This window comes from Parasphingorhabdus halotolerans (assembly GCF_012516475.1).
Taxonomy (GTDB): Bacteria; Pseudomonadota; Alphaproteobacteria; order Sphingomonadales; family Sphingomonadaceae; genus Parasphingorhabdus; species Parasphingorhabdus halotolerans.
Genome location: NZ_CP051217.1, coordinates 1,981,554 through 2,007,835, shown reverse-complemented (window position 1 = coordinate 2,007,835; position 26,282 = coordinate 1,981,554). Strand labels below are relative to the sequence as shown.

26 protein-coding genes are annotated in these 26,282 nt (G+C 54.3%); 13 read left to right on the top strand and 13 right to left on the bottom strand.

The window, feature by feature from the left end; translation table 11 throughout:
• Positions 1-10: 10 nt before the first annotated feature.
• Both HF685_RS09880 and HF685_RS09875 read right to left on the bottom strand, forming a co-directional pair.
• Entirely contained in the window at positions 11-526 is a 516-nt protein-coding gene (locus HF685_RS09880; protein WP_168819657.1) for a DUF1993 family protein, read from the bottom strand.
• A 29-nt stretch (positions 527-555) separates the two neighbouring features.
• Entirely contained in the window at positions 556-984 is a 429-nt protein-coding gene (locus HF685_RS09875) for an MAPEG family protein (RefSeq protein WP_168819656.1), read from the bottom strand.
• Positions 985-1,089: 105 nt separating this feature from the next.
• Here HF685_RS09875 and HF685_RS09870 point away from each other — a divergent pair, with 105 nt between their 5' ends.
• The 4 genes from HF685_RS09870 to HF685_RS09855 all read left to right on the top strand — a co-directional run bounded on the left by HF685_RS09870 (position 1,090) and on the right by HF685_RS09855 (position 6,537).
• The gene (locus HF685_RS09870) at positions 1,090-2,013 is read left to right on the top strand and encodes a LysR family transcriptional regulator (protein ID WP_168819655.1); all 924 of its coding nucleotides are present in this window, start codon (positions 1,090-1,092) and stop codon (positions 2,011-2,013) included.
• Positions 2,014-2,155: 142 nt separating this feature from the next.
• A complete protein-coding gene (locus HF685_RS09865) occupies positions 2,156-2,995 on the top strand; it encodes a GGDEF domain-containing protein (protein ID WP_168819653.1) in 840 nt (279 codons plus the stop codon).
• Positions 2,996-3,083: 88 nt separating this feature from the next.
• On the top strand, positions 3,084-5,900 hold the full coding sequence (gene polA / locus HF685_RS09860; protein ID WP_168819651.1) for a DNA polymerase I: 2,817 nt from the start codon (positions 3,084-3,086) through the stop codon (positions 5,898-5,900).
• A 46-nt stretch (positions 5,901-5,946) separates the two neighbouring features.
• The gene (locus HF685_RS09855; protein WP_168819650.1) at positions 5,947-6,537 is read left to right on the top strand and encodes a BglII/BstYI family type II restriction endonuclease; all 591 of its coding nucleotides are present in this window, start codon (positions 5,947-5,949) and stop codon (positions 6,535-6,537) included.
• On the opposite strand, the gene HF685_RS09850 is transcribed toward HF685_RS09855, so the two are convergent.
• Positions 6,538-7,239: an MT-A70 family methyltransferase gene (locus HF685_RS09850; protein WP_246218575.1), complete on the bottom strand. Its 702-nt coding sequence runs from the start codon at positions 7,237-7,239 to the stop codon at positions 6,538-6,540.
• A gap of 265 nt (positions 7,240-7,504) precedes the next feature.
• On the opposite strand from HF685_RS09850, the gene HF685_RS09845 reads away from it, so the two are divergent.
• Entirely contained in the window at positions 7,505-8,323 is an 819-nt protein-coding gene (locus tag HF685_RS09845) for a hypothetical protein (RefSeq protein WP_168819648.1), read from the top strand.
• Between the two features lie 2 nt (positions 8,324-8,325).
• Here HF685_RS09845 and HF685_RS09840 read toward each other — a convergent pair whose 3' ends face one another.
• Positions 8,326-9,225, bottom strand: a complete 900-nt coding sequence (locus HF685_RS09840; protein WP_168819646.1) for a prephenate dehydratase — start codon at positions 9,223-9,225, stop codon at positions 8,326-8,328.
• Between the two features lie 189 nt (positions 9,226-9,414).
• Between HF685_RS09840 and HF685_RS09835 the strand changes: the two genes are divergently transcribed.
• Positions 9,415-10,056, top strand: coding sequence for a c-type cytochrome (locus HF685_RS09835; protein WP_168819644.1), 642 nt, complete (start codon positions 9,415-9,417; stop codon positions 10,054-10,056).
• Positions 10,057-10,079: 23 nt separating this feature from the next.
• Here HF685_RS09835 and HF685_RS09830 read toward each other — a convergent pair whose 3' ends face one another.
• Positions 10,080-10,949: an LOG family protein gene (locus HF685_RS09830; RefSeq protein ID WP_168819643.1), complete on the bottom strand. Its 870-nt coding sequence runs from the start codon at positions 10,947-10,949 to the stop codon at positions 10,080-10,082.
• A gap of 84 nt (positions 10,950-11,033) precedes the next feature.
• Positions 11,034-11,717, bottom strand: coding sequence for an extensin-like domain-containing protein (locus HF685_RS09825; protein WP_168819641.1), 684 nt, complete (start codon positions 11,715-11,717; stop codon positions 11,034-11,036).
• A 105-nt stretch (positions 11,718-11,822) separates the two neighbouring features.
• On the opposite strand from HF685_RS09825, the gene HF685_RS09820 reads away from it, so the two are divergent.
• The 7 genes from HF685_RS09820 to HF685_RS09790 all read left to right on the top strand — a co-directional run bounded on the left by HF685_RS09820 (position 11,823) and on the right by HF685_RS09790 (position 18,822).
• A complete protein-coding gene (locus tag HF685_RS09820; RefSeq protein WP_211051103.1) occupies positions 11,823-12,473 on the top strand; it encodes a protein-methionine-sulfoxide reductase heme-binding subunit MsrQ in 651 nt (216 codons plus the stop codon).
• Positions 12,470-12,784 (top strand): PepSY domain-containing protein, encoded by a 315-nt coding sequence (locus tag HF685_RS09815; protein WP_168819639.1) that lies wholly within the window; start codon positions 12,470-12,472, stop codon positions 12,782-12,784. Before HF685_RS09820 ends, HF685_RS09815 begins: the two co-directional genes overlap by 4 nt.
• Positions 12,785-12,910: 126 nt before the next feature.
• Positions 12,911-14,083 carry a phosphoserine transaminase gene (locus HF685_RS09810; RefSeq protein WP_168819637.1) on the top strand — a complete coding sequence of 391 codons (1,173 nt, stop codon included), beginning with the start codon at positions 12,911-12,913 and terminating at the stop codon, positions 14,081-14,083.
• A 103-nt stretch (positions 14,084-14,186) separates the two neighbouring features.
• On the top strand, positions 14,187-15,776 hold the full coding sequence (gene serA / locus HF685_RS09805; RefSeq protein ID WP_168819636.1) for a phosphoglycerate dehydrogenase: 1,590 nt from the start codon (positions 14,187-14,189) through the stop codon (positions 15,774-15,776).
• Positions 15,777-15,839: 63 nt separating this feature from the next.
• Positions 15,840-16,955 carry an ATP phosphoribosyltransferase regulatory subunit gene (locus tag HF685_RS09800; protein WP_168819635.1) on the top strand — a complete coding sequence of 372 codons (1,116 nt, stop codon included), beginning with the start codon at positions 15,840-15,842 and terminating at the stop codon, positions 16,953-16,955.
• A gap of 18 nt (positions 16,956-16,973) precedes the next feature.
• Positions 16,974-18,263, top strand: a complete 1,290-nt coding sequence (locus HF685_RS09795; RefSeq protein ID WP_168819634.1) for an adenylosuccinate synthase — start codon at positions 16,974-16,976, stop codon at positions 18,261-18,263.
• Positions 18,264-18,291: 28 nt separating this feature from the next.
• Complete coding sequence (locus HF685_RS09790; RefSeq protein ID WP_246218574.1) at positions 18,292-18,822, top strand: L,D-transpeptidase family protein; 531 nt, start codon at positions 18,292-18,294, stop codon at positions 18,820-18,822.
• 22 nt (positions 18,823-18,844) lie between these two features.
• Here the strand turns inward: HF685_RS09790 and HF685_RS09785 are convergent, their stop codons facing one another.
• The 7 genes from HF685_RS09785 to HF685_RS09755 all read right to left on the bottom strand — a co-directional run bounded on the left by HF685_RS09785 (position 18,845) and on the right by HF685_RS09755 (position 26,229).
• Positions 18,845-20,083 (bottom strand): dicarboxylate/amino acid:cation symporter, encoded by a 1,239-nt coding sequence (locus tag HF685_RS09785; RefSeq protein ID WP_168819633.1) that lies wholly within the window; start codon positions 20,081-20,083, stop codon positions 18,845-18,847.
• Positions 20,084-20,200: 117 nt separating this feature from the next.
• Positions 20,201-22,000, bottom strand: coding sequence for an SLC13 family permease (locus tag HF685_RS09780; RefSeq protein ID WP_168819632.1), 1,800 nt, complete (start codon positions 21,998-22,000; stop codon positions 20,201-20,203).
• Positions 22,001-22,012: 12 nt separating this feature from the next.
• A complete protein-coding gene (gene aroC / locus HF685_RS09775; RefSeq protein WP_168819631.1) occupies positions 22,013-23,080 on the bottom strand; it encodes a chorismate synthase in 1,068 nt (355 codons plus the stop codon).
• Complete coding sequence (locus HF685_RS09770) at positions 23,077-23,445, bottom strand: VOC family protein (RefSeq protein ID WP_246218573.1); 369 nt, start codon at positions 23,443-23,445, stop codon at positions 23,077-23,079. Before HF685_RS09770 ends, aroC begins: the two co-directional genes overlap by 4 nt.
• Positions 23,445-24,248 carry an enoyl-ACP reductase FabI gene (fabI, locus tag HF685_RS09765; protein WP_168819629.1) on the bottom strand — a complete coding sequence of 268 codons (804 nt, stop codon included), beginning with the start codon at positions 24,246-24,248 and terminating at the stop codon, positions 23,445-23,447. Before fabI ends, HF685_RS09770 begins: the two co-directional genes overlap by 1 nt.
• Positions 24,249-24,330: 82 nt before the next feature.
• Positions 24,331-25,272, bottom strand: a complete 942-nt coding sequence (locus HF685_RS09760; RefSeq protein ID WP_168819628.1) for a YihY/virulence factor BrkB family protein — start codon at positions 25,270-25,272, stop codon at positions 24,331-24,333.
• A 33-nt stretch (positions 25,273-25,305) separates the two neighbouring features.
• Positions 25,306-26,229 (bottom strand): DnaJ C-terminal domain-containing protein, encoded by a 924-nt coding sequence (locus HF685_RS09755; RefSeq protein WP_168819626.1) that lies wholly within the window; start codon positions 26,227-26,229, stop codon positions 25,306-25,308.
• Positions 26,230-26,282 lie beyond the last annotated feature (53 nt).

Below are 26,282 nucleotides of genomic sequence, written 5' to 3'. Positions count from 1 at the left end.
GCCTATCCGTTCACATTCCCATAAAATCTCGCTTGCCAACCGGCACACCTTGAGTGCGGGCCATGTTGTAGGCGGTGGTGACATGGAAGAAGAGGTTGGGGAGGTAGAAGCTCATGACATAAGTCTTGCCGTCCAGTTCCATGGTCTGTTCCGGGCCAACCGGCATCGAGATTTTCATATCTGCATTGCCATCAATCACGGTGTCATCCGCCTTGGCAAAAGTCTCGCCGCAGCTTTCTATCCGTTCGATCAAGGCATCAAACGTATCGCCTTCCATCGGCAGGTTTGGTAAGTCTTCGGTGGCAACGCCGGTCATCCGCGCCGCGCCGCGCACGGCAAATTCGGTGATCATCTGCACCTGCCATTTCATGTCATTCATATCGGGAAACAGCCGGTGATCCAGATATGCGGCTTCCGGTGCGCCGGTTTTTTCCGCTTCGGCCTTTGCTTTTTTGAGCACGTTTGTCAGCCCGCGGAATGCCTGGGCGGTGGCACCTTTGAAAGTTTCAGAGAGGGTGATGGTCATGGGTTTTCCTTAAGAGATGGCAAAGTTGGTTATCGAATAAGGCCGTTGAGCAAAAATCCACCGAGCGCAAGAAAAGAAGCAAGCGTTCCAAAGGCACCGATAACTCGAGCGACGACGAAAAACTTTCCGCCATTGCCACTAGTGCCACCATGTGACCCGGCCACGCTGGACAGCGCAATGGCATGGGAAATTCGGGCTACAACAAAAACTATCGCAATGATCTGGACAATATTATCCGGAACCACTGTCATCTCCGCAAGAGCAAGCACCGCAATGAACAGCCCCGCATTTTCGGCCAGATTGCCGTGACGGCGAATTTTTCGTTCCATAACAGGATCATCGCCGGTGCCCATATTTATACCGGATTTTGCGCGATAAGCTCCAGCCATAACCATGAGCAAGGCTTGCAAAATGATAATGATTGCGCCAGTGGCTGCGGCGATAACGGGTATAGTCATTGGCTCCCCCTCGCAAATTTATGCATCATTTGTACATCGTCGATAGCGGCTCAAAAATCCTATGTCTATTGTATTAGATGCACCTATATGGTGCAAAATTTAGCCATGCTATTTCCGCGCTTTTCGATTAGTAATCGCTTCATGGACTGGGAAGATGTTAAAACATTCCGCGAAGTTATGGCTGCCGGCACGGTTCGGGCGGCGGCGAAAGTGCTCAAGGTGCATCATTCAACCGTTAGTCGGCGGATCGAGCAACTGGAACGATCGTTGGATGCCGCGTTGTTCGAGCGTAGGCCAGAAGGCTATTTTCCGACCCAGGCGGGCGAGGAGTTGGCGCGCGCTGCCGGGCAGTTCAATGACGATCTGGTGACGGTGGAGCGGCAAATTGTCGGTCGTGATAATCAGCTGTCAGGTTCAATCAAGGTAACCATGGCAGAGCCTTTCGCGACCACGCTGTTTGCACCGCATCTGGCGGAATTTTGCGAAGAATATCCGCGACTGGAGCTTGAGATTATCACAAGCTATGATCTGCTGGATGTAGCCAGGCGTGAGGCGGATGTTGCTATTCGCATGGACAATAATCCGCCGCAAACACTGGTTGGCAAGAGGCTTTTTGCCTATACAACATCCATCTATGCGCACCCGGATTATCTCGCGGGCCATGATTTTGTCAACCATCCGGATGAGGCACGCTGGCTCGGCTGGAATGATCGCGAAAGCCGTTATCCTGACTGGACACAAGATACAGAATTTGCGCGGGTTCCGGTATGGGGAAATTTCGAAAGTATTGCTTTGCAGCTGGAGATGGCGGCGCGAAAAATGGGCCTTATCGCTGTGCCGTGCATGGCGGGCGATAGTCATCCCGATCTTGTGCGCGCGACAGAGCGCGTGCCGACACCATCCCGTGACATCTGGATTTTGACCCATGATGATTTGCGCAACACGGCGCGGGTGCGCGCGTTTATGGAATTTGCCGAGAAAGTCCTGCGGGAACACAAGCAGCAATTAACCGGTCAACTTGTCCCGTGAAGCAACGTGCCACCCAACCTGGCGGGACAGTCGCGTTAATCATTTTCTGACCGGATTGCCGCTCGAAAGCACCGGCCCGTGTAACGAAAGTTAACCATGTAATTGCATAAGAATGCAATCTATCCGCTTTATCAGCTGCTCTATGGTAAGATTTTCCAAAGACACATCACAGATTCGCGAGGCCAGCATTATCTCTGCCATCGCCGTGCTGTTGTCATTTGCAATTACCGGTTCGCTCTATATCCTGTTTTTCGGGTTCGATGAGAGATTCTGGGGCGCTATGGCCTTGGCCATAACTGTGCCTTGGGGCATTAGTATTCCGCTCAGTTTCTATATGTCAAAACAGCGCCGGAAAGTGGCTCTTGTTGCCATGCGGTTGAAAGAGGCGCGGCAAAAATTGCGCGATGCGAACAAGACACTCGAACATAAAGCCAGCTATGACGGATTGACGGGACTCTTTAATCGCGAACATTTCCTGGCCGAGTTTGAACAGCGGCGAATGGCTTCAAGCGCCAATGTATTGCTGATCATTGATGCCGATCACTTCAAGGATATTAACGATGGCTATGGTCATCCTATAGGCGACAAAGCGCTGATACTAATATCAACGGTGTTCAAGAGGATGCTGCGCAAGGATGACTTGGTCGGACGGATTGGCGGCGAAGAATTCGGAATATTGCTGCCGGATACCGTCGAGGCGGAAGGCGAGATTATTGCCGAGATGATTCGCCACGAAATCGAAAGCATAATTTTTGAACCCCAGAAAAATGTGCGTCACAGGATGACAGTCAGTATCGGAATCACAGGTGTATCGCCCCATCATGAGAGGGCGTTGCCAATGCGCAATGCCGACACCGCTTTGTTCGAAGCCAAAAGACGCGGCCGCAATCAGTGCGTACTCTATAAACCCGGCATGCGTTCAAAACCACGTCCGTTTTATGAAGCGGCAGGTCCGCTCAAGCGGGTTGTTCGCAGCGCCTGACCGCAAACGCAGCCAGGAAATTTCCGGCCAGTTTTGAAATCCAGTTTTGAAATGACGACCCGTTCTGCGGATGCTAGGGCTTGCGGGTATGACCGACTCTGCAGAAGCAAAACCAAATCACCTCTATCTTGTTGATGGATCAGCCTATATTTTCCGCGCCTATCACCGCCTGCCGCCGCTCACCAATATTCACGGCGAACCGGTGGGTGCGGTTTATGGGTATACCACGATGCTTTGGAAACTCGCGGATGAACTCAACAAGGCAGATGGCCCGACCCACATGGCGGTGGTGCTGGATAAATCCGGCACCAGTTTCCGCAATGATCTCTATGATCAATATAAAGCCAACCGCCCCGAAGCGCCCGAAGACCTGAAACCGCAATTCCCGATGATCCGCGATGCCACGCGCGCGTTCTCTTTGCCGCTGATCGAGGAGGAAAATGTTGAGGCGGATGACATGATCGCATCTTACACCAAGGCAGCGGTGGAGGCAGGCTGGAAAGTCACCATAGTGTCGTCCGACAAGGATTTGATGCAGCTGATAGAGCCAAGCGACGACAGCGCGGTTGATATGCTCGACACCATGAAAAACGCGCGGATGAACCGCAATACAGTGGAGGAGAAATTCGGCGTTGGTCCGGAGAAACTCGGCGATGTGCTCGGTTTGATGGGCGATAGTTCCGATAATATTCCCGGCGTTCCGGGCATTGGCCCCAAGACTGCATCGAAGTTGATCAACGAATTTGGCGATATCGAAGCTGTCCTGGCTGCTGCGCCCGAGATGAAAAAATCAAAGATGCGGGACAATCTTGTCGAGTTTGCCGAGCAGGCGCGGCTGTCGCGGGTGCTGGTGACGCTGCGGGAGGATTGCCCGTTGCCCGACACGCTGGAGAGCTTTTTGATCCAGGATATTCCCGATATGCCGCTGCGAGCGTTTCTGGAGCATCACGGGTTTAACTCATTGCTCAAGAAGCTCGGTGGCAACGGGATGGCAGAACCACAGGACCCGGGCGCTGACAAGGGAGAGGCCGGTGGGACGGTTATTGGCGATGCGCCCAAGCCCAGCGAAGCGCCGGCCATTGATCGTAGCCAATATGAATGCGTGCAGGACATGGACGCGCTGGACAAATGGATAGAGCGCGCGACCGAAAAAGGGGTGGTCGCGGTCGATACCGAAACCGACAGTCTGGAAAGTGTGACTGCGCGGGTTGTCGGGGTTTGTCTGGCCACCGCGCCCAATGAAGCCTGCTACATCCCGCTTGGGCATGGCAGCGGCGATATGTTTGGCGAGACGCCGAAGCAATTGGACACAGCCGCGGCATTGGCAAAATTGAAACCGTTGCTGGAGGACGATGCAGTTCTCAAAATCGGTCAGAATCTCAAATATGATATGACGGTGCTTGCCCAGCATGATGTGAAAATCACACCGTTTGATGATACGCTGGTGATGAGCTTCAATCTGGATGCGGGGCTTCATGGCCACGGCATGGATGAACTCTCGAAGCTGCATCTCGGCCATGAGTGCATCAGTTTCAAATCCCTGACCGGCACGGGGAAAAAAGCGATTACATTTGCCGAAGTGCCATTGGACAAAGCGACAGAATATGCCGCCGAAGATGCTGATGTCACGTTGCGTCTATGGGAAATTCTCCGTCTGCGGTTGGTGCCTGAAAAGGCGACGCGGGTTTACCAGATGGTGGATCGTCCGCTGGTCCCGGTCATCGCGAAGATGGAAGAAACCGGCGTGCTGGTCGACCGCGAAGAACTGGCGCGCTTGTCCAAAACTTTTGCCGTAGAAATGGAGAAGCTCGAGAAGCAAATCCATGAGCTTGCCGGTGAACCGTTTTCCATCGGTTCTCCCAAGCAACTAGGGGAAATCCTGTTCGGCAAACTTGGTCTCAAGGGCGGCAAGAAAGGCAAGAGCGGGCAATATTCTACTGACGTGACGGTGCTGGAGCGGCTGGCGGGCGACGGCGAGCCCATTGCTCAGAAAGTTGTGGACTGGCGACAATTGTCGAAGCTCAAATCCACCTATACCGATGCGCTGCAGGAGCAGATTAACGCGAAAACCGGTCGGGTTCACACGAGCTATTCGCTCAGCGGCGCGCAAACCGGGCGGCTGTCATCGACCGAACCGAACCTGCAAAACATCCCGATCCGCACCGAGATTGGCCGCCAGATCCGGCAGGCCTTTGTCGCCGCGCCAGGCAATGTGATTCTCGCGGCTGACTATTCTCAGATCGAGCTGCGGTTAGCCGCGCATATCGCGGATGTGGAAACGCTCAAGGAAGCCTTTGCGGCAGGCGAGGATATTCATAACCGCACCGCCCGCGAGCTATTTGGCGCCGAAGACCGCGACGCCCGCGCCCGCGCCAAGACGATCAACTTCGCGATCCTCTACGGCATTTCGCGCTGGGGTCTGGCCAAACGTCTCGAGGTTGATCCGGATGAGGCGCAGGATATGATCGACACCTATTTCGAGCGCTTCCCCGGCATCAACCAATATATCTCGACCACCCTGCAATCGGTCCGCGAGACTGGTTACACCGAGACGCTGTTTGGCCGCAAAACTTGGTTCGAACGGATCAAGTCGAGCAACCAGGCCGAGCGCCAGGGCAGCGAACGCGCCGCGATCAACGCGCCCATTCAAGGCACCAGCGCCGACATCATAAAACGCGCGATGGCCCGGATGTTACCTGCGCTGTCAGAGGCCGGACTGGGCGATGTCAAAATGCTGATGCAGGTGCATGATGAACTCGTGTTTGAGCTGCCCGAAGGCGATGTCGATGCGGCCAGCGAAGTTATCCGCAGCGTGATGTCCGGCGCGGCCGAACCGGCGGTGAAACTATCGGTGCCGCTGGATGTCGATATCGGGACGGGGAAGAGTTGGGATGAGGCGCATTGAGATATATCACTTTGTTTACTGCAAATGATAAGATAGGCGTCAGACCATGAGTACAATTCACCTAGTGCCGGAAGATCTTCGTGACCTTTATCATGTAAAGGAATGGAGAAATGCGACTGGGATTTTGTCAACGGCTTGTCCGGAAGAATGGGCAGAGTTGATTACCGTTCTTCGGGAATTTAGGCTTTATAGATCAGAAGTCCTAGCGCCTGGTGGCAGAAAGTCGCCGATCGCAAGCAGAATAGATTCTGAATTTTACGCAAGAGGTTGGGACGAAAGGAAATTTGATACCGCAATTTCCGTTGATGACGTGGAATATGAGAGCCCGACACACAGCGTCGATTGTTTCAAAGGGCGTGTGGGTATTGAGGTTGAATGGAACAACAAGGATCCATTTTATGATCGGGATTTGAACAACTTCCGATTGCTGTTTGATCTGAGAGTTATTGATGTTGGTGTGATTATTACACGCGCTAGCGAACTTCAGAAAATTTTCAAAGGTTTGGGGAAAGGACCATCATATGGTGCTTCCACTACTCATCACGAAAAACTATGGCCGAGATTAGATGGCGGCGGTGGCGGTGGATGTCCGATACTGACATTCGCAATTACACCGGAGCTTTACGTCGAAGACTGATTACTCGGCAGCTTCCAATGTGCTGTTGTGGGCGTATGTTTTCCAGTCAGGAGCGTAATCATCTGTTGCTTGATTGCCCCAGACGGACCAGCCTTTCCGTTTGCCCCGGCTGAACATTTCCAATCTGGGTCCCCAACTGCAATCTTCAATTATTTTATATTGCTCATCGGGTTTGCGACTATGTTCGCGCTTCCGGCTTTGGATCATATTGACCTGACTGCGGCCCGGATCGAGTGTTCGCGCTTTTTTGCCTTTAACGCCAAAAAGTAGAATTTCAGTGACGTTCCGAAAGTAAAAACCGACCCCACGCCCGTCCGAACCCCCGTCTTTCCGAATTTTATGCCAGACAATATTGGAAATATAACGAAATCCCCATGCTTCCATTACCTGCAGTCCGCTCGGCAGCAAAGCATTTGGTACCCAGAGGTAGAGGTGGGAAGGGTCAGCAGCAATGTCGTCGACTGGAAGTGCGCAAATTTCATCCAATGACATTGTCGAATATCGGTTGAGACGCTTATGCTCTGGAGCCACTTTCCCCGTTCTGTTCTGGAACTGCCAAGGCGGATCGGCAAGGATGGTTCCAAACTGTTTGCCCTTTGCAGTAGCGAGCAGATCAATATGAGCGTCGAGCGGTGTGTCAGATGAGAACATAAAGGGATCTTGGCCTGTGCAAAGCCGTTCGTCAAGCCTGATGATATCCATCTTCGCGCCTTCGCGTGAAAACCCTTCTCCCTTGAGGGAGAAGGATATGGAGCCTTATCCGCAGGATTAGGCGGGGTTGGTTGAGGGTGTTCTGCAATCTGAAGCGAAGTGCACCCTCACCCAGCTTCGTCTAATGGCCTTCGCCAAGGCTTCGGCGCTAAGACTGCGCAATCCTCTACCTCAAGGGAGAGGGGAAATCCCCCTTTCCTACACACCCCCAAATATCATAACCTCAGTCATTCCTCCCCCAACCACAGGAATGCTTATGACCTCCCCCAATATCACCTCCACCATCGAAACCACACCTCCCACCGATCTCCCCGACCAAGCACCACCGTCACCCCGCTGGACGCCCGCCAAACAGAAAACCTTCCTCGAAGCACTCGCCCGCTGCGGATCGGTCAAATCTTCCGCCGCCTATGCCGGGATGAGCCGGGAGAGTGCTTATCGCTTGCGCCGCAAGCCCGAAGGGAAGGCTTTTGCCCGGGCGTGGGATGCGGCGCTTATTCATGCGCGCGATCTTTTTGCCGACGAGCTGCTCGACAAAGGCATGAACGGCTGGACCGGGACGGTCTGGTATCATGGTGAGGAGGTGGGCGAGCGCTCGCGGTTTTCGGCGGGGCTTTTGCTTTCGGCGCTGGGGCGGCTGGACAAGAAAGCCGATGGGCTTGATCTGGCCGGTCATCCGGCGCGGGCGGCGGTCCATGATTTTGACACGATGGTCGAGGCGATTGGCAAGGGCGAGGATTGCACCGACATGCTTGCAGAGCAAGAGGCCGCGCTGCCTTTGCCGCAGGCCAATGAGCCGGATGACCGGACGATAATCGACCGGCTGGAAACCGAGCAGGCGCGCGACCGGATCAATGCCGCTGCGCCCGAAGAGATTGATCGGTCCGGGCTTGACCTTGCCGAGGCGGAGACATGGGATGACCTGCAATGGCTCCGCGCTGAACGCAGCGGGATGATGGATGAGCCGGGTTTCTGGGAGGCGGTTGATCCGGACGGGGAGCTGCAAGAACCGGCTGCAGACGGGGAGGAAGAAACGGATCCGCAATTTGCAGTAAAGGGGTGTGACCCTGTGTGACCCTATCCGACTACTGTCCGCGGCCGTGCCTGCCGATAGGTTCCCAATATTCTTACACTGTTGCAATGGAAGCCCAGTTCTTCAATCGCCCGGTCTACTCCGGCATCACCCGGCGCGCCTTCGATGTCGCAGTAAAATTCGGTTGCGGCGAAGCTGTTGCCTTGCTGGTAGCTTTCCAGTTTGGTCATATTGACGCCATTGGTCGCAAAGCCGCCCATAGCCTTGTAAAGCGCTGCGGGTGTGTTTTTCACCTCGAAGATCAAAGTGGTCATCACCGGTCCGTTGGGTTCCGGGATAGCAGACTCGGCTGCGAGCAACACAAAGCGGGTCATATTATCGGCGCGATCCTGAATGGCATCGGCAATCGGTTTGAGGCCATACATGGTGGCCGCCAGCGGCGGCGCGATGGCAGCAGCATGCGGGTCATCGCTTTGCGCGACATACGCAGCGGCGGCTGCCGTATCGGCATAGGCGACCGGAATGATGGATTTTTCCCGCAGATAATGGCGGCATTGGCCAAGCGCTTGCGGGTGGCTCATCGCGCTGGTGATTTTGGCGTCGGCAGATTTGGCCATCAGGCAATGCTGGATCAGCATGAAATGTTCTGCGACAATATGCAGGCCCGACTCGGGGAGCAGAAAATGGATATCCGCAATCCGGCCATGCAGGTTGTTTTCGATGGGGATCAGAGCGCTTCCAGCGACGCCGAGTTTTACCGATTCCAGGGCATCCTCAAATGAAAAACAGGGGAGAGGGAGGCAATCGGGATCAAATTCCAGCGCCGCAAGGTGCGAATTGGCACCCGGCGCGCCCTGGAACGCTATGGCTTTGCTGGGCTGCTGGGCTGCCGTTGCGGTCATTTTTTTGACCATTCCCAATGCATTTTCCGGAAAACTGTCCATATTACCCCTCTTGAAGTCGCGCACCGATAGGCGAAACCGGGCTAGGGGAGCAAGAGATATACGCGGGAAATCGCCTGCAATTTGCATAGTAAGGCTTGCGCGCCGCCGCCGCACTTATTAGAGGAAGCGCAACCTTGCTGCGGATCACGCGATTCCGCGCGTCTAATTGTTTGGGGCATGAGAGAACCGATGGATAATAACAACACGATTGCAGGCTGGCTCTTGTTTGGCTTTATCGCCGTCTTGGGATTTTCCATTGCGAGCAGCAAATATTTTCACGCCGACAAGCACGAGCGCCCCGAGGTGATGGGCTATGTGATTGAAGGTGTTGAAACGGGCGGCGGTGCGGACGCAGGTCCGGCGATTGAAACTCTGCTCCAGACGGCGGATGTGGCAGCGGGCGAGAAGGTGTTTAGCAAATGCGCGGCCTGCCACACCATCAATAGCGGCGGCGCAAATGGCATTGGTCCTAATCTCTATGCATCAATGGGCAAACCGCATGGTCATGTAGCCGGGTTCGCCTATTCTGATGCATTAAAGTCTATCCCCGGTAACTGGGACTGGACGAGCATGAATGAATGGCTCACCTCGCCACGGAAATATGCGGCAGGCACCAAAATGACCTTTGCCGGATTGGGCAAAGCGGAAGATCGCGCCAATTTAATGGCCTATCTCAACGCGCAGGGTTCCAACTTGCCGCTTCCGGCAGCGCCAACGGCGGCTGAAGCGCCTGCGGAAGGAGCCGTTGATGCAGAAGCACCTGCAGCGGCAGAAGCGGCGGCAGTTGCAACAGAAACTGCAGAAGCCAATGAGGCTGCCGCTACAGAATAAACTCTGGGGATTGTTGGCCCGGTCTAGTTACAATCCAGTCCGTAAAAACGCTGGATGATATCCCAGGCTTCTTCAGCCGTTTCAACGAACTGGAACAATTCCAGATCCTTGTGGCTGATCGTGCCTTCTTCGGCCAGCGCCTCAAAATTTACCACTCGCGTCCAGAAATCCTTGCCGAACAGCAGGATCGGCAGCGGTTCCATCTTTCCGGTCTGAACCAGGGTGAGCAGTTCGAATGTCTCATCAAATGTTCCAAAGCCGCCAGGAAAGGCGCAAACGGCTCGTGCCCGCAACAGAAAGTGCATCTTGCGCAGGGCAAAATAATGGAACTGGAAACTTAGGCTGGGCGTCACATATGCATTGGGTGCCTGTTCATGCGGCAAAACAATATTGAGACCGATCGACTCCTTGCCCGCGTCCGCCGCCCCGCGGTTGGCGGCTTCCATAATCGACGGTCCGCCGCCAGAACAGACAACAAAGTCTCGTCTACCGTTTTCTTCGAGCCCGCATTCGCTGGCAATCCGCGCTAGTTTGCGTGCCTCGGCATAATATTTGGCTTTATCCTTAAGGCTCTGGGCGGTCTTGAGCGACACCTCGTCAGTCGCCTCTGCAATCAGCGCGTCGGCTTTATCGGGTTCGGGTATTCGCGCCGAGCCATACATGACAAGGGTTGATCCGATATTTGCTTCATCCAACAACATCTCGGTCTTGAGCAGCTCTAATTGAAAACGCACGGGACGCAGTTCTTCGCGGAGCAGGAACTCATTGTCCTGAAACGCAAGCTTATAAGCCGGGTCCTGGGTTTGCGGAGTGCTCGGAGCTTGCTTCTTGGCAAACTCCACTTCCTGCTTGGCGTGATAAAAACGGCGGTCGTGGAGATCTTTATTGGTCATTGTTTCGTCCTAGAGCAGAATTTTGCGACTTGCCAATGAACTTGTTGGTTTGACGACGAAAAAACGAATATCTTCCGGCATTCTTCAGCGGCAGTAGCCGTTGCCACCCATGTCGAAATGGAAGTGGTTGTAGTGGGCTGCATTGTAATCAGGACTGAGCACGGTGCCAAAGCGTTTGCACGCACTGTCATGGATCGCGGCAAGGAACTGCTTTTCCTTGCGTCCGCTTTTCCAGTTGTTTTCCAACGTAATCCGTCGACCGTCCGCAAGGACAAAGCCCGATATATCAATGGCGTTGGCATGGGCGTGTTCCGAACGTTTGCCAGTGCCAGCAATATTGCGGCAGCTATAGCTGCCCATGGTTTCGATGCGGGCGAGTTCGCTGCCAAGATATTGCCGGGCCGCACGCTTCACCGCATACTCCGTCCACGCTGCAAATTTGCTGGCGAGCTCACACTTTACCGGGCCAAGATTGGTAACATCGGTGCCTACATCAAGCAGCGTAATACTATCAATCTGGCTGCAGCCGCCGCCAAAATTTCGGTTGGGCAGTGGTGAAAAGCTGACATTGGCCTTGCCGAGTTCGGCGAAACACTGACGCGCTGACGGGGTTGGATTGAAAGCTCCGATACCGGCGCTGCTTTGCGGGCGCTGAGCTGATTGATCCCGCCCTCCCGGAATCGCGCCGCACGCGCTAAGTGCGACAGACAATATGCTGACCATTACAATCGTGCGCACCGGTTGCGTGCCTTTTTTCGTTGTTCCCATATATCCGGCAATGACAGAAGATGGTTAAATCCAGGCTGAAGATTATGGTTAAGAAAAGCTTACCGGACAGGTTGGGCGGCTTTTGCGACCATTTGTTACAAATTTGTGCTGGACGAGACCGCTGGTGAAATTCATGGACAGCCAATGTCTATCCTGCGTTACCTTAATAGCTTACCGGTGTTCTGGTTCATATTGAGCATACCCGCTTTGCTACTCATCCGAAGCTGGACCGTGGGCGAATCCATCGCAATGGATATGCTGCACCCGACTGGCGAGCTTTCTGCCCGGTTCATGATTGTCGCCATGGCAATATCGCCGCTGATCGTGATTTTCGGGAAGCGCGGATGGACGGACTGGTTGCTCAAGCGCCGCAGGTCATTTGGTCTGACTGCTTTTGGCTATGCGATGCTCCATCTGGGATTTTACATCATCGATATGGAAGAGATCGAAGCTATATTGGCGGAAATTGATGCGCCGGGAATCTGGACTGGCTGGCTAGCGTTGCTGCTGTTCATCCCGATGGCGATCACCAGTAACAATGCGTCGATGCGCTGGCTCAAGGCGGGCTGGAAGAAATTGCAGCGACTGGTTTATCCAGCGGCGTTGCTAACGCTCGCGCATTGGTTGCTTATTCACGATGGTGTCGGCGGGGCGCTGGCCCATTTTATTCCGCTGGCTGCACTTCAGCTATTGCGAACCATTATCATTTATAATAGAGCGAAATCAACATCACCCCAACCGGAGTATTCCCCATGAAAATTTTTGCAACTGCCCTCACCTTCACCAGCGCTGCTTTTCTCTCGTTTGGCGTATCATCACCAGCATTGGCGACCGGCAAAATGAAGTGTGAAGCCGGACCAGAATCAGGTTGGAAAACCCGCGCACAACTGGAAGCAAGCCTCGTCAAAAAGGGCTGGACCATCAAGAAGTCAAAGGTCGATGGCGGCTGTTATGAAGTCTATGGCACAACCCCAGAAGGCGACCGGGTCGAAGCTTATTTCCATCCCGTGACAATGGAAAAATTGCTGGTCCTTCGCCGAGGCAAAGAGCTTTTTCGCAAAAAATAGACCGGTATCGGACAGTATCAAAAGCAACCAAATGCGCACTTGACATGCTGCGCTGCAACATTCAATGCGGCGCCGGGCCACGCGGTCCCAACGCCGCGCGAGCTCTCTGTAAGGAGAAGCGTTAAAATGACTGATACTACCCTACCGCAACCTGAGTTGCGCCCAGATTGCCCGAATTTTTCTTCGGGCCCAACCGCCAAATTTCCTGGCTGGTCTCTCGATAAACTCCAAACCGAAGTGATGGGTCGTTCGCACCGTTCTGCTCTCGGCAAGGCGCGGCTGAAATATGCTATTGACCTCACCCGTGAAATTCTCGGTATTCCCGATGACTATCTGATCGGCATTGTTCCAGCGTCTGATACCGGTGCTGTCGAACTGGCGATGTGGAATATGCTCGGCGCGCGCCCTGTAACGGTTGCCGCATGGGAAAGCTTTGGCAATGTCTGGATTCAGGACGCTGTCAAACAGCTGAAACCAGCGAACCTCACGGTTCTGGAAGCCGACTATGGCGAGATTCCCGATCTTACCCAGATCGATAAAGGCGACGATGTTGTCTTCACCTGGAATGGCACCACCTCGGGCGCGAAAATACCCGATACGGACTGGATCGCCGCTGACCGCGAGGGTGTGACCATTAACGATGCCACCAGCGCTGTTTTCGCACAGCCTATGGACTGGTCGAAGCTTGATGCGACGACTTATAGCTGGCAGAAAGTCATGGGTTCGGAAGCCGGTCATGGCATGCTGATCCTTAGCCCGCGCGCTATCGAACGGATCGAAAGCTATTCGCCGTCTTGGCCGCTGCCGAAAATCTTCCGGGTTAAAAAAGATGGCAAATTGAACCGTTCGATCTTTGAAGGCGCGACGATCAACACGCCGTCGATGCTGGCGACTGAAGATTATATCGCGTCGCTAGAATGGGCGAAATCCATTGGCGGTCTTTCCGAACTTCATGCCCGTGCTGACCGTAATGCCAAAATTGTCCACGACTGGATTGAAGCGACGCCGTGGATGCGCAATATGGTTAGTGATCCGGCAAAATGGACCAATACCGGCGTCTGCATGGTGTTTCAGGGCGACTGGTATGATGGCCTGAGCGATGACAATAAAGCTGCGGTTCCGAAGAATATCGCCGGCATGCTCGATAAAATGGGCATAGCTTATGATTTCAACGGCTATCGCGATGCGCCGCCGAGTTTGCGGATATGGTGCGGTTCGACTGTCGAAGAAGAAGACGTTCGCCGTCTGCTTCCTTGGATCGAATGGGCCTTCGCGCAGGTTAAAGCTGAACTTTCCTAAATATTTATTGCTCCGGGCGCAGACCCGAAGCCCTCAGCCTCATTGCGCATAGGCGCGAGATACTCGGCATCAAGTGCGGAGTACGAAATTCAGGAATAAAATCATGACAAAACCCAAAGTACTTATTTCCGATAAAATGGACCCCAAAGCCGCCGAGATTTTTCGCGAGCGCGGATGTGAAGTGGATGAGATTACCGGCCAGACGCCAGAAGAACTGATGAAAATCATCGGTGATTATGATGGTCTGGCGATCCGCTCATCCACAACTGTGACGCCAGAAATACTGGCTGCTGCAACCAATCTCAAAGTTGTTGGCCGTGCTGGCATCGGCGTTGATAACGTCGATATTCCAGCTGCTTCAGCCAAAGGCGTAGTGGTTATGAACACGCCATTTGGCAACAGCATCACCACGGCTGAACATGCCATCGCGATGATGTTTGCTCTCGCCCGTCAATTGCCAGAAGCAGATGCTTCAACGCAAGCAGGCAAATGGGAAAAATCGAAATTTATGGGTGTTGAACTGACCAGCAAAACACTGGGACTGATCGGGGCGGGCAATATCGGCTCGATCGTAGCTGAACGTGCGATTGGTCTCCGGATGAAGGTCGTCGCTTATGACCCCTTCCTAACAGAAGAACGTGCAGTAGAAATTGGCGTCGAGAAAGTGTCGCTTGATGATCTTCTCGCCCGCGCCGATTTTATCACCATGCACACACCACTGACTGATCAGACCCGTAATATCTTGTCGGCCGAAGCGCTGGCAAAAACCAAACCGGGCGTTCGGATCGTCAACTGCGCGCGCGGCGGGCTGATTGATGAAGAGGCTTTGAAAGAAGCATTGGAATCCGGCCATGTTGCAGGCGCTGCCCTTGATGTGTTTGCGCAGGAACCGGCCAAAGAAAACGCGTTGTTCGGCACTCCAAACCTGATCTGTACCCCGCATCTGGGTGCCTCCACCAGCGAGGCGCAGGTCAATGTAGCCATTCAGGTGGCCGAGCAAATGGCTAACTATCTCGTCAATGGCGGCGTCGAGAACGCGCTCAATATGCCAAGCCTTTCTGCCGAACAGGCGCCCAAACTAAAACCCTATATGGCACTCGCAACCCAGCTTGGTTCGCTGGTAGGACAGCTTGCCGCAGACCAGATAAAAGGGGTTTCGGTTGAAGTAGAAGGCGCAGCAGCCGAACTTGACCAAAAGCCGATTACCGCTGCGGTTCTGGCCGGATTGATGCGCGCCTATAGCGACACGGTGAATATGGTTAACGCGCCCTATATCGCTAAGGAACGCGGGTTAGACGTACGCGAAGTTCGCCATGAACGCGAAGGCGATTATCACACATTGGTCCGGGTTTCCGTTACCACTGATGAAGGCGAAAAATCTGTCGCAGGCACGTTATTCGGCTCTTCCGGTCCGCGTCTGGTGGAAATGTTCGGTATCAAGGTAGAAGCCGATCTTGAGGGCGATATGCTCTATATCGTGAATGAGGATCAACCGGGCTTCATTGGTAGTGTTGGTTCGACATTGGGTGCGGCGAAAGTCAATATTGGTACCTTCCACTTGGGTCGTCGTTCCGATGCGCCGGGCGGCGAAGCTGTGCTGCTGCTGTCAATCGATTCGCCAGTTGAAGAGCCAGTGCTTTGGGCTGTGTGCAAACTGGAAGGCGTGAAGACCGTAAAAGCGCTTCGTTTCTAAAAGGCAGCCTTTTTATAAAAGCTGTGGCCTGATCGGGCAGGCCTGTTTATGGAGCATTTGACAATGCAAAAGCTCTCGAATCTCCTGCCCGAAGGCTTCCACGATGCACTTCCCCCCAATGCGGAAGCAGCCTCGCGGCTCGAGCGCGATGTGCTCGATACGCTGGCGAGTCACGGTTACGCACGGGTGTCGCCACCTTTGGCCGAATATGAGGATGTGCTGACGGCCCGGATGCAAGGCGCGGCCAAAAGCGACCTGATGCGCTTTGTCGATCCAATCTCGCAGCGCACACTGGCTTTGCGCCCCGATATCACGATGCAAATCGGGCGAATTGCGGCGACCAGCATGGCGGACGCCGCGCGGCCTTTGCGGCTCAGCTATTCGGGGCAAGTATTGAAATTGCGCTCTGGCCAGTTGCACCCAGAGCGCAGCCGTTTGCAAATTGGCGCCGAGCTGATTGGAACCGATAGCGTGGCTGCGGCCAGCGAGATTGTATCGGTAGCAATCGAAGCGCTGGAACGGGCCGGCGTCACGGGCATTACGGTGGATTTCACCCTGCCTGATCTCATCGATATTCTGGCAGCAGGGCCGCTGCCACTGAATGAGGCACAAATTGCCGAAGTGCGCGGCGAGCTGGATATGAAAGACGCAGGTGGCCTAGCAGCAATGGGCGCGATGGGATATCTTCCGCTTATCGAAGCAACTGGACCGTTTAATGAAGCGATGAAACGCCTGCGCGCATTTGATGCCGAAAATCTGTTAACCTCGCGGCTGGATGGCATATCGAAAATCGCTGCTAGCATCGAAGGCAAGGTCAGCCTGACGCTTGATCCGACAGAACGCCACGGGTTTGAATATCAAAGCTGGCTTGGCTTTACGCTCTATGCCGAGGGTTTTGTCGGCGCGCTTGGACGTGGCGGGAGCTATGAAATCGCGGATGCACGCGGCGATGCTGAAATGGCGGTCGGCTTTTCACTATATCCGAACCCCTTGATTGGCGCTGGCTTTGGCGCGAAGCAAAACGACGTTTTGTTCCTGCCGCTTGGCCATGATCTTGCGGCGGCGAAACAAATGCGTGACGAGGGTTGGCGCACCGTCGCTGCCCTGTCCAACAAGGACGATGCAAATGCCATGGGCTGTACGCATCGGCTGGACAACGGAAAACCCCAGAAAATTTAACGGAAAGACCTTATTAACATGGCAAATGTAACGGTAATCGGCGCACAATGGGGTGATGAGGGCAAAGGCAAGATTGTCGACTGGCTTTCTGAACGCGCCGATGTTGTGGTGCGCTTTCAGGGCGGTCATAATGCAGGCCATACGCTGGTTGTGGGTAATGAGGTTTATAAACTCTCGCTGCTGCCATCGGGCATCGTGCGGGGCGCGCTTTCGATCATTGGTAACGGCGTGGTGCTTGATCCCTGGCATTTGCGTGACGAAATCAAGAAACTCGAGAGCCAGGGCGTCACGATCAACACCGATAATTTTGGCATCGCTGAAACCTGTCCACTGATCCTGCCGATCCACCGTGATCTCGATGCGATGCGCGAAGATGCGAGCGGCGAGGGCAAAATCGGCACGACCCGACGCGGTATCGGGCCAGCTTATGAAGACAAGGTTGGTCGCCGCGCGATTCGTGTTTGCGATCTCGCGCATCTGGATGATTTGGGACCGCAGCTCGACCGGCTCTGCGCGCATCATGATGCCTTGCGGGCCGGTTTTAACGAGCCGCCAGTGGACCGCGAACGCCTTCTCAATGATTTGCGCGAAATTGCCGATAGCGTGCTGCAATATGCGCAACCGGTGTGGAAACGCCTCAATGAAGCACGGCGCGACGGCAAACGGATATTGTTCGAAGGCGCGCAGGGCGTGCTGCTTGATGTCGATCACGGCACCTATCCTTTTGTCACCAGCTCGAACACAATTTCCGGCACGGCGGCTGGTGGTTCGGGCATTGGGCCATCAGGGACTGGCTATGTGCTGGGCATTACCAAAGCCTATACGACGCGGGTTGGTTCCGGGCCGTTCCCGACCGAACTGAACGACGAAGTTGGCCAGCGGCTGGGCGAGCGTGGCCATGAATTTGGTACGGTGACCGGTCGGCAGCGCCGCTGCGGCTGGTTTGACGCCATATTGGTCCGGCAGGCTCTGGCTGTATCCGGGGTTGCAGGCATCGCTTTGACCAAGCTGGATGTGCTCGACGGGTTTGAGGAACTGAAAATATGTGTCGGCTATGATCTGGATGGCGTGACCTATGATTATCTCCCACCGCATCATCAGGACCAGGCAGCGGTGAAACCGATTTATGAAACCATGCCGGGCTGGAATGAAACGACGGCAGGTGCGCGCAGCTGGGCTGATTTACCGGCGCAGGCGATTAAATATATCAAGCGTGTTGAGGAATTGATTCAGTGCCCGGTGGCGCTGGTGTCCACCTCGCCGGAGCGGGAAGACACTATTTTGGTAACTGATCCTTTTGCGGATTAGGTTTGGACGTGTCAGGTTTTTCCTACTTTTGACGGCTTTGATCGTCTCCGGTTGCACGACCGCGCCTCCGACTTCGGAAACAGTGAACCAGCGGGATATTTCGGAATCCGCAAACAAGCCTCCATCTCTTCCATCGGGTGTGAAAGCAGACCGCATATTGGTCGACAAAAGCGACCGGACTTTGGTGCTTTTCAACGGTGGAAAAGAGATTGCGCGCTATAATAAAATCCGTTTTGGTGATGTACCGATGGGGCATAAACGTTTCGAAGGGGATGAACGCACACCGGAAGGCAAATACACGATCAATGGCCGCAATTCAGCAAGCAGCTATCACCTGAGTCTTCGCGTTTCCTATCCCAATGCTGCTGATATTGCCTATGCGGAAGCGCGCGGTAGATCGGCGGGCGGAGATATATTTATTCACGGCCAACCCAATGGTTATAATGGTGCGCCGATTGCGAGGGACTGGACGGACGGCTGCATCGCGCTCAGCAATGCGGAGATTGAGCAAGTTTGGGAATTAGTGCCCGATGGAGCCGAGATTGAGATTCGGCCGTAAAATCTAGCAATTGCGACTGGTCCTAAACATCATCCGCCGAGATCATTTCTGCCCGGTCAATCTCTCCAGTCATTGATGCCACTGTTACCGCAACGGCTGCATCGCCGGAGACATTTGTGGTCGTGCGCATCATGTCCATGATCCGGTCCACGCCAGCAACAAAGGCGATGGTTTCGAGGGGGACACCGACGCTGCCGAATACCAGCGCCATCATGATCAGGCCCGCACCCGGAATACCCGCTGCGCCAACTGCGCCAAGCGTGGAGGTGATGGATATCAGGACATAATCACCAAAGCTAAGGTCGACGCCGAATATCTGCGCGCCGAATAATGTGGCGAGGCCCAGATACATCGCGGTGCCGTTCATGTTGATCGTCGCGCCGAGTGATACGACGAAGCTTGCGACTGAATTGCTGACGCCCAGATTGCGCTCGACGCATCGCAGGGTGACCGGCAATGTCGCATTGGATGAGGCGGTGGAATAGCTGACGGCAATTGCATCAATAATCCCGCGGAAGAAATCAATCACTGGCAGTTTTGCGATAAATTTGATCATCGCGCTATACATCACGCCGATAATAAGCAGGCAGCCGAGATAATTAAGCCCGACCAGCTTGGCGAGCGATAAAAGAGCATCCGGCCCCAAGGTTCCTGCAACCCAGGCCATTAGTGCGAACACACCAAAGGGGGTGAGTTCCATGACAATCATCGTGACTTTCTGCATCACAATCGCGCCGCTATCGAATATTTTGGCGAGCGGCTTGCCGTCTTCCTTGGCCATCAGGATGCCGATACCAATCAGCAGCGCAAACACGATAAGCGGTAAAACGCGAACGTCCGCCATCACCTGAACCGGGCTGTCCGGGACGATGGACAGGATCATGTCAACCGCAGTAGTCTCGTTCGGAACCGGTGTTTCGCCCTTTTGGATCGCGCTGGTATCGACGCCTTTGCCGGGCTGGAAAAACGTGCCGAGTGCCAGTCCTAGCCACGCGGCAATCTGACCGGTAATGACAAAAAGTATCATGGCCCGTCCGCCGACGCTGCCCAATTTGCGCAAGTCACCCAGCGCGGCAACACCGGCCACTAACGAGAAAAAGATTAGGGGAACGACCAGCATCTTGATCGATTTGATGAAGAAATCACCGATCCATTTGATTTGCTCTGCATCAGGGCCCCAGAAAAGGCCTGCTACCACGCCCAGAACAAGCGCCGCAATCACGCGCTGCCACAACGGAATTTTGAACCAGGTAGCTAGCATGTGATGATCCCCTTTAACGCCCGGCATTACTTCTGCGGGCTTTGATGCACCGAACTTAGTGCGAGCGCGGTATCGGAGCAAGCGCGATTTAGTGCGACTGACATTGCCTTATCGCTGTTACATCGAGTAGCTGATTGCCAGACAAGTGGCTGATCCCACACCCAGCGTAAGCGGAATACCGGCCTTGAAAAAGTCGGTAAATTTATAATTGCCTGCTGCGTAAACGAGAGTGTTGGTTTGATAACCAATCGGCGTTGCAAAGCTGGCCGAAGCAGCGAACATCACTGCGATCACCAGCGCGCGCGGATCGACGCCCAGCTGGTTGCCGAGCGCAATCGCAATCGGCGTAATGATGATGGCTACTGCGTTGTTGGTAACAATTTCTGTGAGCAATACCGACAACGCATAAACGGCAAAGACGACGCCCCAAGGCGGGATATCGCGAAGAAAGGGTGTGAGGTTTTCAACCAAGAAATCGACGCTGCCTGCTTGTTCGAGGCCAAGGCCAACCGCCAGCATTCCGAAAATCAACACCAACACATTGCCATCGAGCGAGCCCCATGCTTCCTCGGCATCAATACAGCGCGCAAACAGAATCGCGCCTACTGCCAATATCGCGGCGACCGCAATCGACAGCACATTAAAAGCAGCGAGCACGACCACAGCAACCAGCGCGCCAATTGCAATCGGGGCGCGGTCGCGGCGGAAGGCGCGGATCTTGGTTTGGCCGACACCGAACAGATTTGGATTCTGGTACATGCGCTGAATATCTTCACTTGATCCGGTGACGAGTAAGCGGTCGGCGGCATGGATGCGGGCATTGGTAAGGTCAGATCGGGGCAGGTTGCGATAGCGCGTCATGCCGAGCACGCGTACGTTTAACTGCGCCAGAAATGGAATATCATAAAGCCGGTTGCCGATGCTGGGGTGACTTGGGGCGACTGTGGCCTCAACCAGCTCTTCGCCCAGTGGCCCGGTATCGCCGGAGCGGACAATGCCGATTTTGAAATCGTCGGATTCCCGTAGCGAAATAAGTTCGGCCAGATCCAGCTTGACGACAACCCGGTCATCCACGCGCAGAACATGGTCCTCCAGATCATGACGGATGTAGCTGGCGAGGCGTTTCACCGCTGTAACAGTCACGCCGGGGCGCCGGAATAGCGGTACATCCTTGATCTGTTTCCGGACAAATTCGCCTTTGCGGCAAACGGTCAGCTCGGTAAGGAAATCACTCTCGTCGCTGCTTTCAAACGCGCCGCTAACCTGACCGGCGGGTAATAACCAGCTGCTAAACAGGACCATCATCGTAGTGCCCGCCGCAGCGGCGATCAGACCGAAAGGCGTAATCTCGAAAATTCCGAAACCAGGCAGGCCATTGTCCCGCGCCACCGCATCAACGATAAGGTTGGTGGAGGTGCCGATCAGCGTCGTTGTACCGCCCAATATGCAGATAAAGCTAAGCGGGATAAGGAGTTTTTTGGGCGAATATCCCGTCGCTCGCGACAGGCGCAGGATGATCGGGATTAGCACCAGCACTACCGGCGTGTTGTTCATGAACGCCGACGCGACAAAGGCGCCGAGAAACATCTCGGCCACCGCGAGCTTGGGATGTTTCTTGGCCCGCGCGATAATGAACCCTGCAATCGCGTCAATCGTGCCGGTGCGCAGGAGCGCGCCAGACAGGATGAACATCGCGGCAATCGTAATGGGCGCAGTGTTGGAAAAGACCGAGAATAAACCGTCGGAATCTATAATTCCGAGGAACAGAAACGCGCAGGCCCCGATGACGGCGACAACGGCGGCGGGAAACCGCTCCATGATAAAGCCGGTAAACATAACGCCCAATATGGCGAGGCCGATTATGGCCTTATGCTCGCCGATAAATTCGTCGATTATGTGGAGGATGAGGTCAATCATTCTGGTTCCGTATCACCCGCACTGCGCGCGATGCAAAAGCTTTTGATCGGCTAAGACCAGCGCCATCATTGCCTCGACAACCGGCACACCGCGAATGCCGACACAGGGATCATGGCGGCCCTTGGTGGATATTTCTGTTGCTTTCCCATCGCGATCAATGGTTTCGACCGGTGTCAGGATCGAGCTCGTGGGTTTGAAAGCAACGCGGCAGAAAACCGGCTGCCCGGTCGAAATTCCGCCAGCCGTTCCGCCGCTATGGTTGGCGAGAAACCGGGCCCTTTCATTGCCCGGGCGCATGGCATCGGCATTTTCTTCACCGCGCAGCCGTGCAGAGGCAAAGCCATCGCCGATTTCAACGCCCTTGGTGGCGTTGATTGTCATCATTGCTGCAGCCAGTTCGCTGTCGAGTTTGGCATAGACGGGCGCGCCCCATCCGGCTGGAACACCCGTCGCTTCGCAGGCAATGATCGCGCCAAGGCTGCTACCGGCTTTGCGCGCACCATCGACCAAAGCTTCCCAGCGTTTCGCGGCCTTTGCATCGGGACAGAAAAACGGGTTGTTGCCAATGTCATTGGTGTTGAAATTCGCCATATCAATGGCATCGCCGCCAATTTCGGCAACCCATGCACGGATTGATACTTCGGGAATTGCGAGCCGCGCGACGGCCCCTGCGGCCACCCGCGCTGCTGTTTCCCGCGCGCTTGACCGTCCGCCACCGCGATAATCGCGAAAGCCGTATTTCTGGTCATAGGCATAGTCTGCATGGCCGGGACGATAGGCTTTGGCGACCTCGGAATAATCCTTCGAGCGCTGGTCAACATTTTCGATCATCAGCGAAATCGGTGTGCCTGTCGTCTTGCCTTCAAATATACCGGACAGGATTTTGACTTGATCAGGTTCCTGTCGCTGGGTTGTATATTTCGACTGGCCGGGACGCCGCGCATCGAGATAGGGCTGAATATCCCCCTCGCTCAGTTCCAGTCCCGGCGGACAACCATCGACAACTGCGCCGAGCGCAGGCCCGTGACTCTCTCCCCAAGTGGAAAAACGGAATACGCGGCCAAATGTGTTGAAACTCAAAGTGATTTCTCCATGGCCACAATCTCTACTCTATTTCCAAATGGATCATCCACAAAGAATCGCGCCAAATCATCTATTGGCTCGCCGTATGTAATATTATGTCCGGCGTCGCCGAACTTGTCCAGCAAAGCTGCAAACTGAGACACTTGAAAACCGGGATGAGCCTTTCGAGCAGGCCGGAAATCACTCTCTACGCCAAGATGGACGCGAACCGGACCATCTTCAAACCAGCAGCCTCCTCTATTTTGCAACATCTCCGGCTTCGGCCTTTCTGTAAGGCCCATTAACTTGCCATAAAAGGCTCGCGCTTTTTCTTCTCCACCAGCAGGCATTGCAAGCTGCACATGATGCAGGGCGACGATCATCAATCCAGTGCAATATCAGGCGCATCTTCCTGCTTCATGCCGACCGTGTGATAGCCGCCATCAACATGGTGGGTTTCACCCGTCACGCCCAACGAAAGATCCGATAAGAAGTATAAGGCCGAGCCACCAACATCATCAATCGTAACATTGCGGCGCAAGGGTGCGTTAAGTTCATTCCATTTCAGAATATACCGGAAATCCCCGATACCAGAGGCGGCCAAAGTTTTGATCGGCCCGGCAGAAATCGCGTTTACGCGAATACCATCGGGGCCGACGTCATTGGCGAGATATTTAACTGAGGTTTCTAACGCTGCTTTCGCAACGCCCATCACATTATAATGCGGGATGACTTTTTCGGCGCCATAGTAGGAGAGCGTCAGCATCGAGCCGCCTTCGCTCATCATCGCAGCGGCGCGTTTGGCGACAGCGGTAAAGCTGTACACGCTGATATTCATCGTCATCAGGAAGTCATCCAGCGTGACATCATAATATTTACCGCGCAGCGCCTCTTTATTAGTGAAGCCGATGGCGTGCACCACGAAATCTATTTTGGGCCAGCGGCCCGCAAGTTCCGCAAAAGTAGCGTCGAGCTGATCCATATCCGAGACATCGCAATTGAGCAGGAAATCACACCCGAGTTCTTCGGCCAGCGGTTTCACCCGCTTTTCCATGACTTCGCCCTGATAGCTGATTGCAAGTTCTGCGCCCTCGGCTGCAAGGCGCTTGGCGATGCCCCATGCGAGTGACTTATTGTTCGCTAACCCCATGATCAGGCCGCGTTTGCCTTTCATCAGATCACCCATTGCCAATATTTCCTCTATATGATGTGTTTAACTCTCAATAGCGGCCATGTTACTGATTATCCAGCCTAACGATAGAACCTGTTCATTCAGCGCTTTCCTTGACGCGGGTTTCGGCCAGCGCAGCATTTAACTGGGCACCGATTACCATCCCGAGACCGATGAGATAAAAGAAAATCAGGGTGATCATGACCCCGGCCAGACTGCCATAGGTAAGCTTGTAGTTGGCGGCATATTTTAGGAAAAGTGGCAGAATTCCTGTTATAACGAGCCACCAGACACTGATAAAAACGGCACCTGGCCATTTGGGATAATGGGGCGAGCGATAATTTCGCGGGGTGAGCAGCCGGAATAACATATAAAGCGTACCGAACAGAATGAAAAATGGTAGAGCGCGTGAAATGGCAAGCCAGAAGGAAGCCGTTTCAACGCTTGGAAAATAGCCATCAATAAACTCACCGACACCTGCGATCAGAAACTGCATGCTCAAAGACAGCATTGCGAGAATGACAGAAACGATGATCAATCCGATGGATCCCAAACGATATTCCCAAAAGGCGCGCTGTGCCGTTACGCCGTAAGCCCTGTGTAATATTTCGCGGATCGTTTCTATCAGGCTGGCTGTCGTCCATAGCCCTACTGCAGCGCTCAACCATAATAACGGCCCGGTTCTTGCGGCCATTGCATCGCTCACAGGGTCGCGCAGCGCGTTGGCGACCGACGGTGGCACGGTGCGCAAAAAGGCATCGACAATTTCTGCGCCAGCGGCAGTATCCCCGAAACTTCCGGCAATTGCAGCAGCAACAATGAAAAAGGAAAACACCGCGAGCAGCGCGAGATAGGCAAAGTTGCCGGAGAAGGTGAAGCCATCGGTATAAACCCCGACAGCTGTGCGTTCCACCACTGACCTGATCTGGTTAAACGTGTTTTCATCAGCAAGATTCTCGGCAGCATGGCTGGCCGCCTTTTTCGCCTTGTCGGGGTTCCTGCGACGGCCTTCGGGCGAGAGAGGGGAGTGCTCAGACAATCGGCTGATCCCCAGAAGTTATTCGGCCATCCATCAAACGCCCATCTTGGCGCGCAGATTTTCATTATTGTCCCAGTCTTTGACAAAATCGCGCAGGGCTTGATCATCGTCCGGTAGCGCGATCATCAGCGTTACCAGTTGATCGCCGCGTTCACCGGATTTTTTATGAAACCCTTTGCCTTTCAAACGCAATATCTTTCCGGAATCGCAGTTGGCCGGTACTGAAAGCATCACCGGACCATCGACTGTCGGGACTTTGACCTTTGCGCCTTCGACGGCTTCTTTCAGGCTGATAGGCAATTCGAGCGCAACATTGTCTCCGTCCCGCTTATAAAAGGGATGGTTATTAATATGGATTGTGATGATCGCATCACCATTGCCGCCGGGCCCGGGGCGTCCCTTGCCTGCGAGCCGCATCTGCGTGCCGTCTTCAACGCCTTTGGGCAAGCTCAGGCTGATCGTTTTTCCGTCTTCGAGCGTGATACGCTGTTTTTCGAGTGTGGCTGCGGCGATAAACTCCACCTTCAACCGGTAAGCAACATTGGCGCCTTTGGGCGGCGGCGCGCTGCGTTGCTGAGATCCAAATGGTGACGATCTGCCACCACCACCGCCAAAAAGCCCTTCGAAAATATCTCCAAAGTCTGCCCCGCCATTGCCAAAATCAAATTGCTGGCCACCTGGAGCACGGGAATATCCACCTCCGCCTCCACCACCAAATCCGAAAGGCGATGTGGGATTGCCCTCGCCATCGATCTCGCCGCGGTCAAATTGCGCTCTTTTGTCTTTGTCGAGCAGCAGGTCATAGGCTTTGGTGACGTCCGAAAAACGCTCCGTCGCCTTGGGATTATCTCTATTTTTGTCGGGATGCAGTTCTTTTGCCAGTTTGCGATAGGCGCTCTTTATCTCCTTCTCGCTCGCCTGTTTGGCAACGCCCAATGCCTGATATGGATCTGCCATTATTTACCCTTTTTCAATTCCTTATCTCGTTCAAGATTGGAATTCTGCCGTGA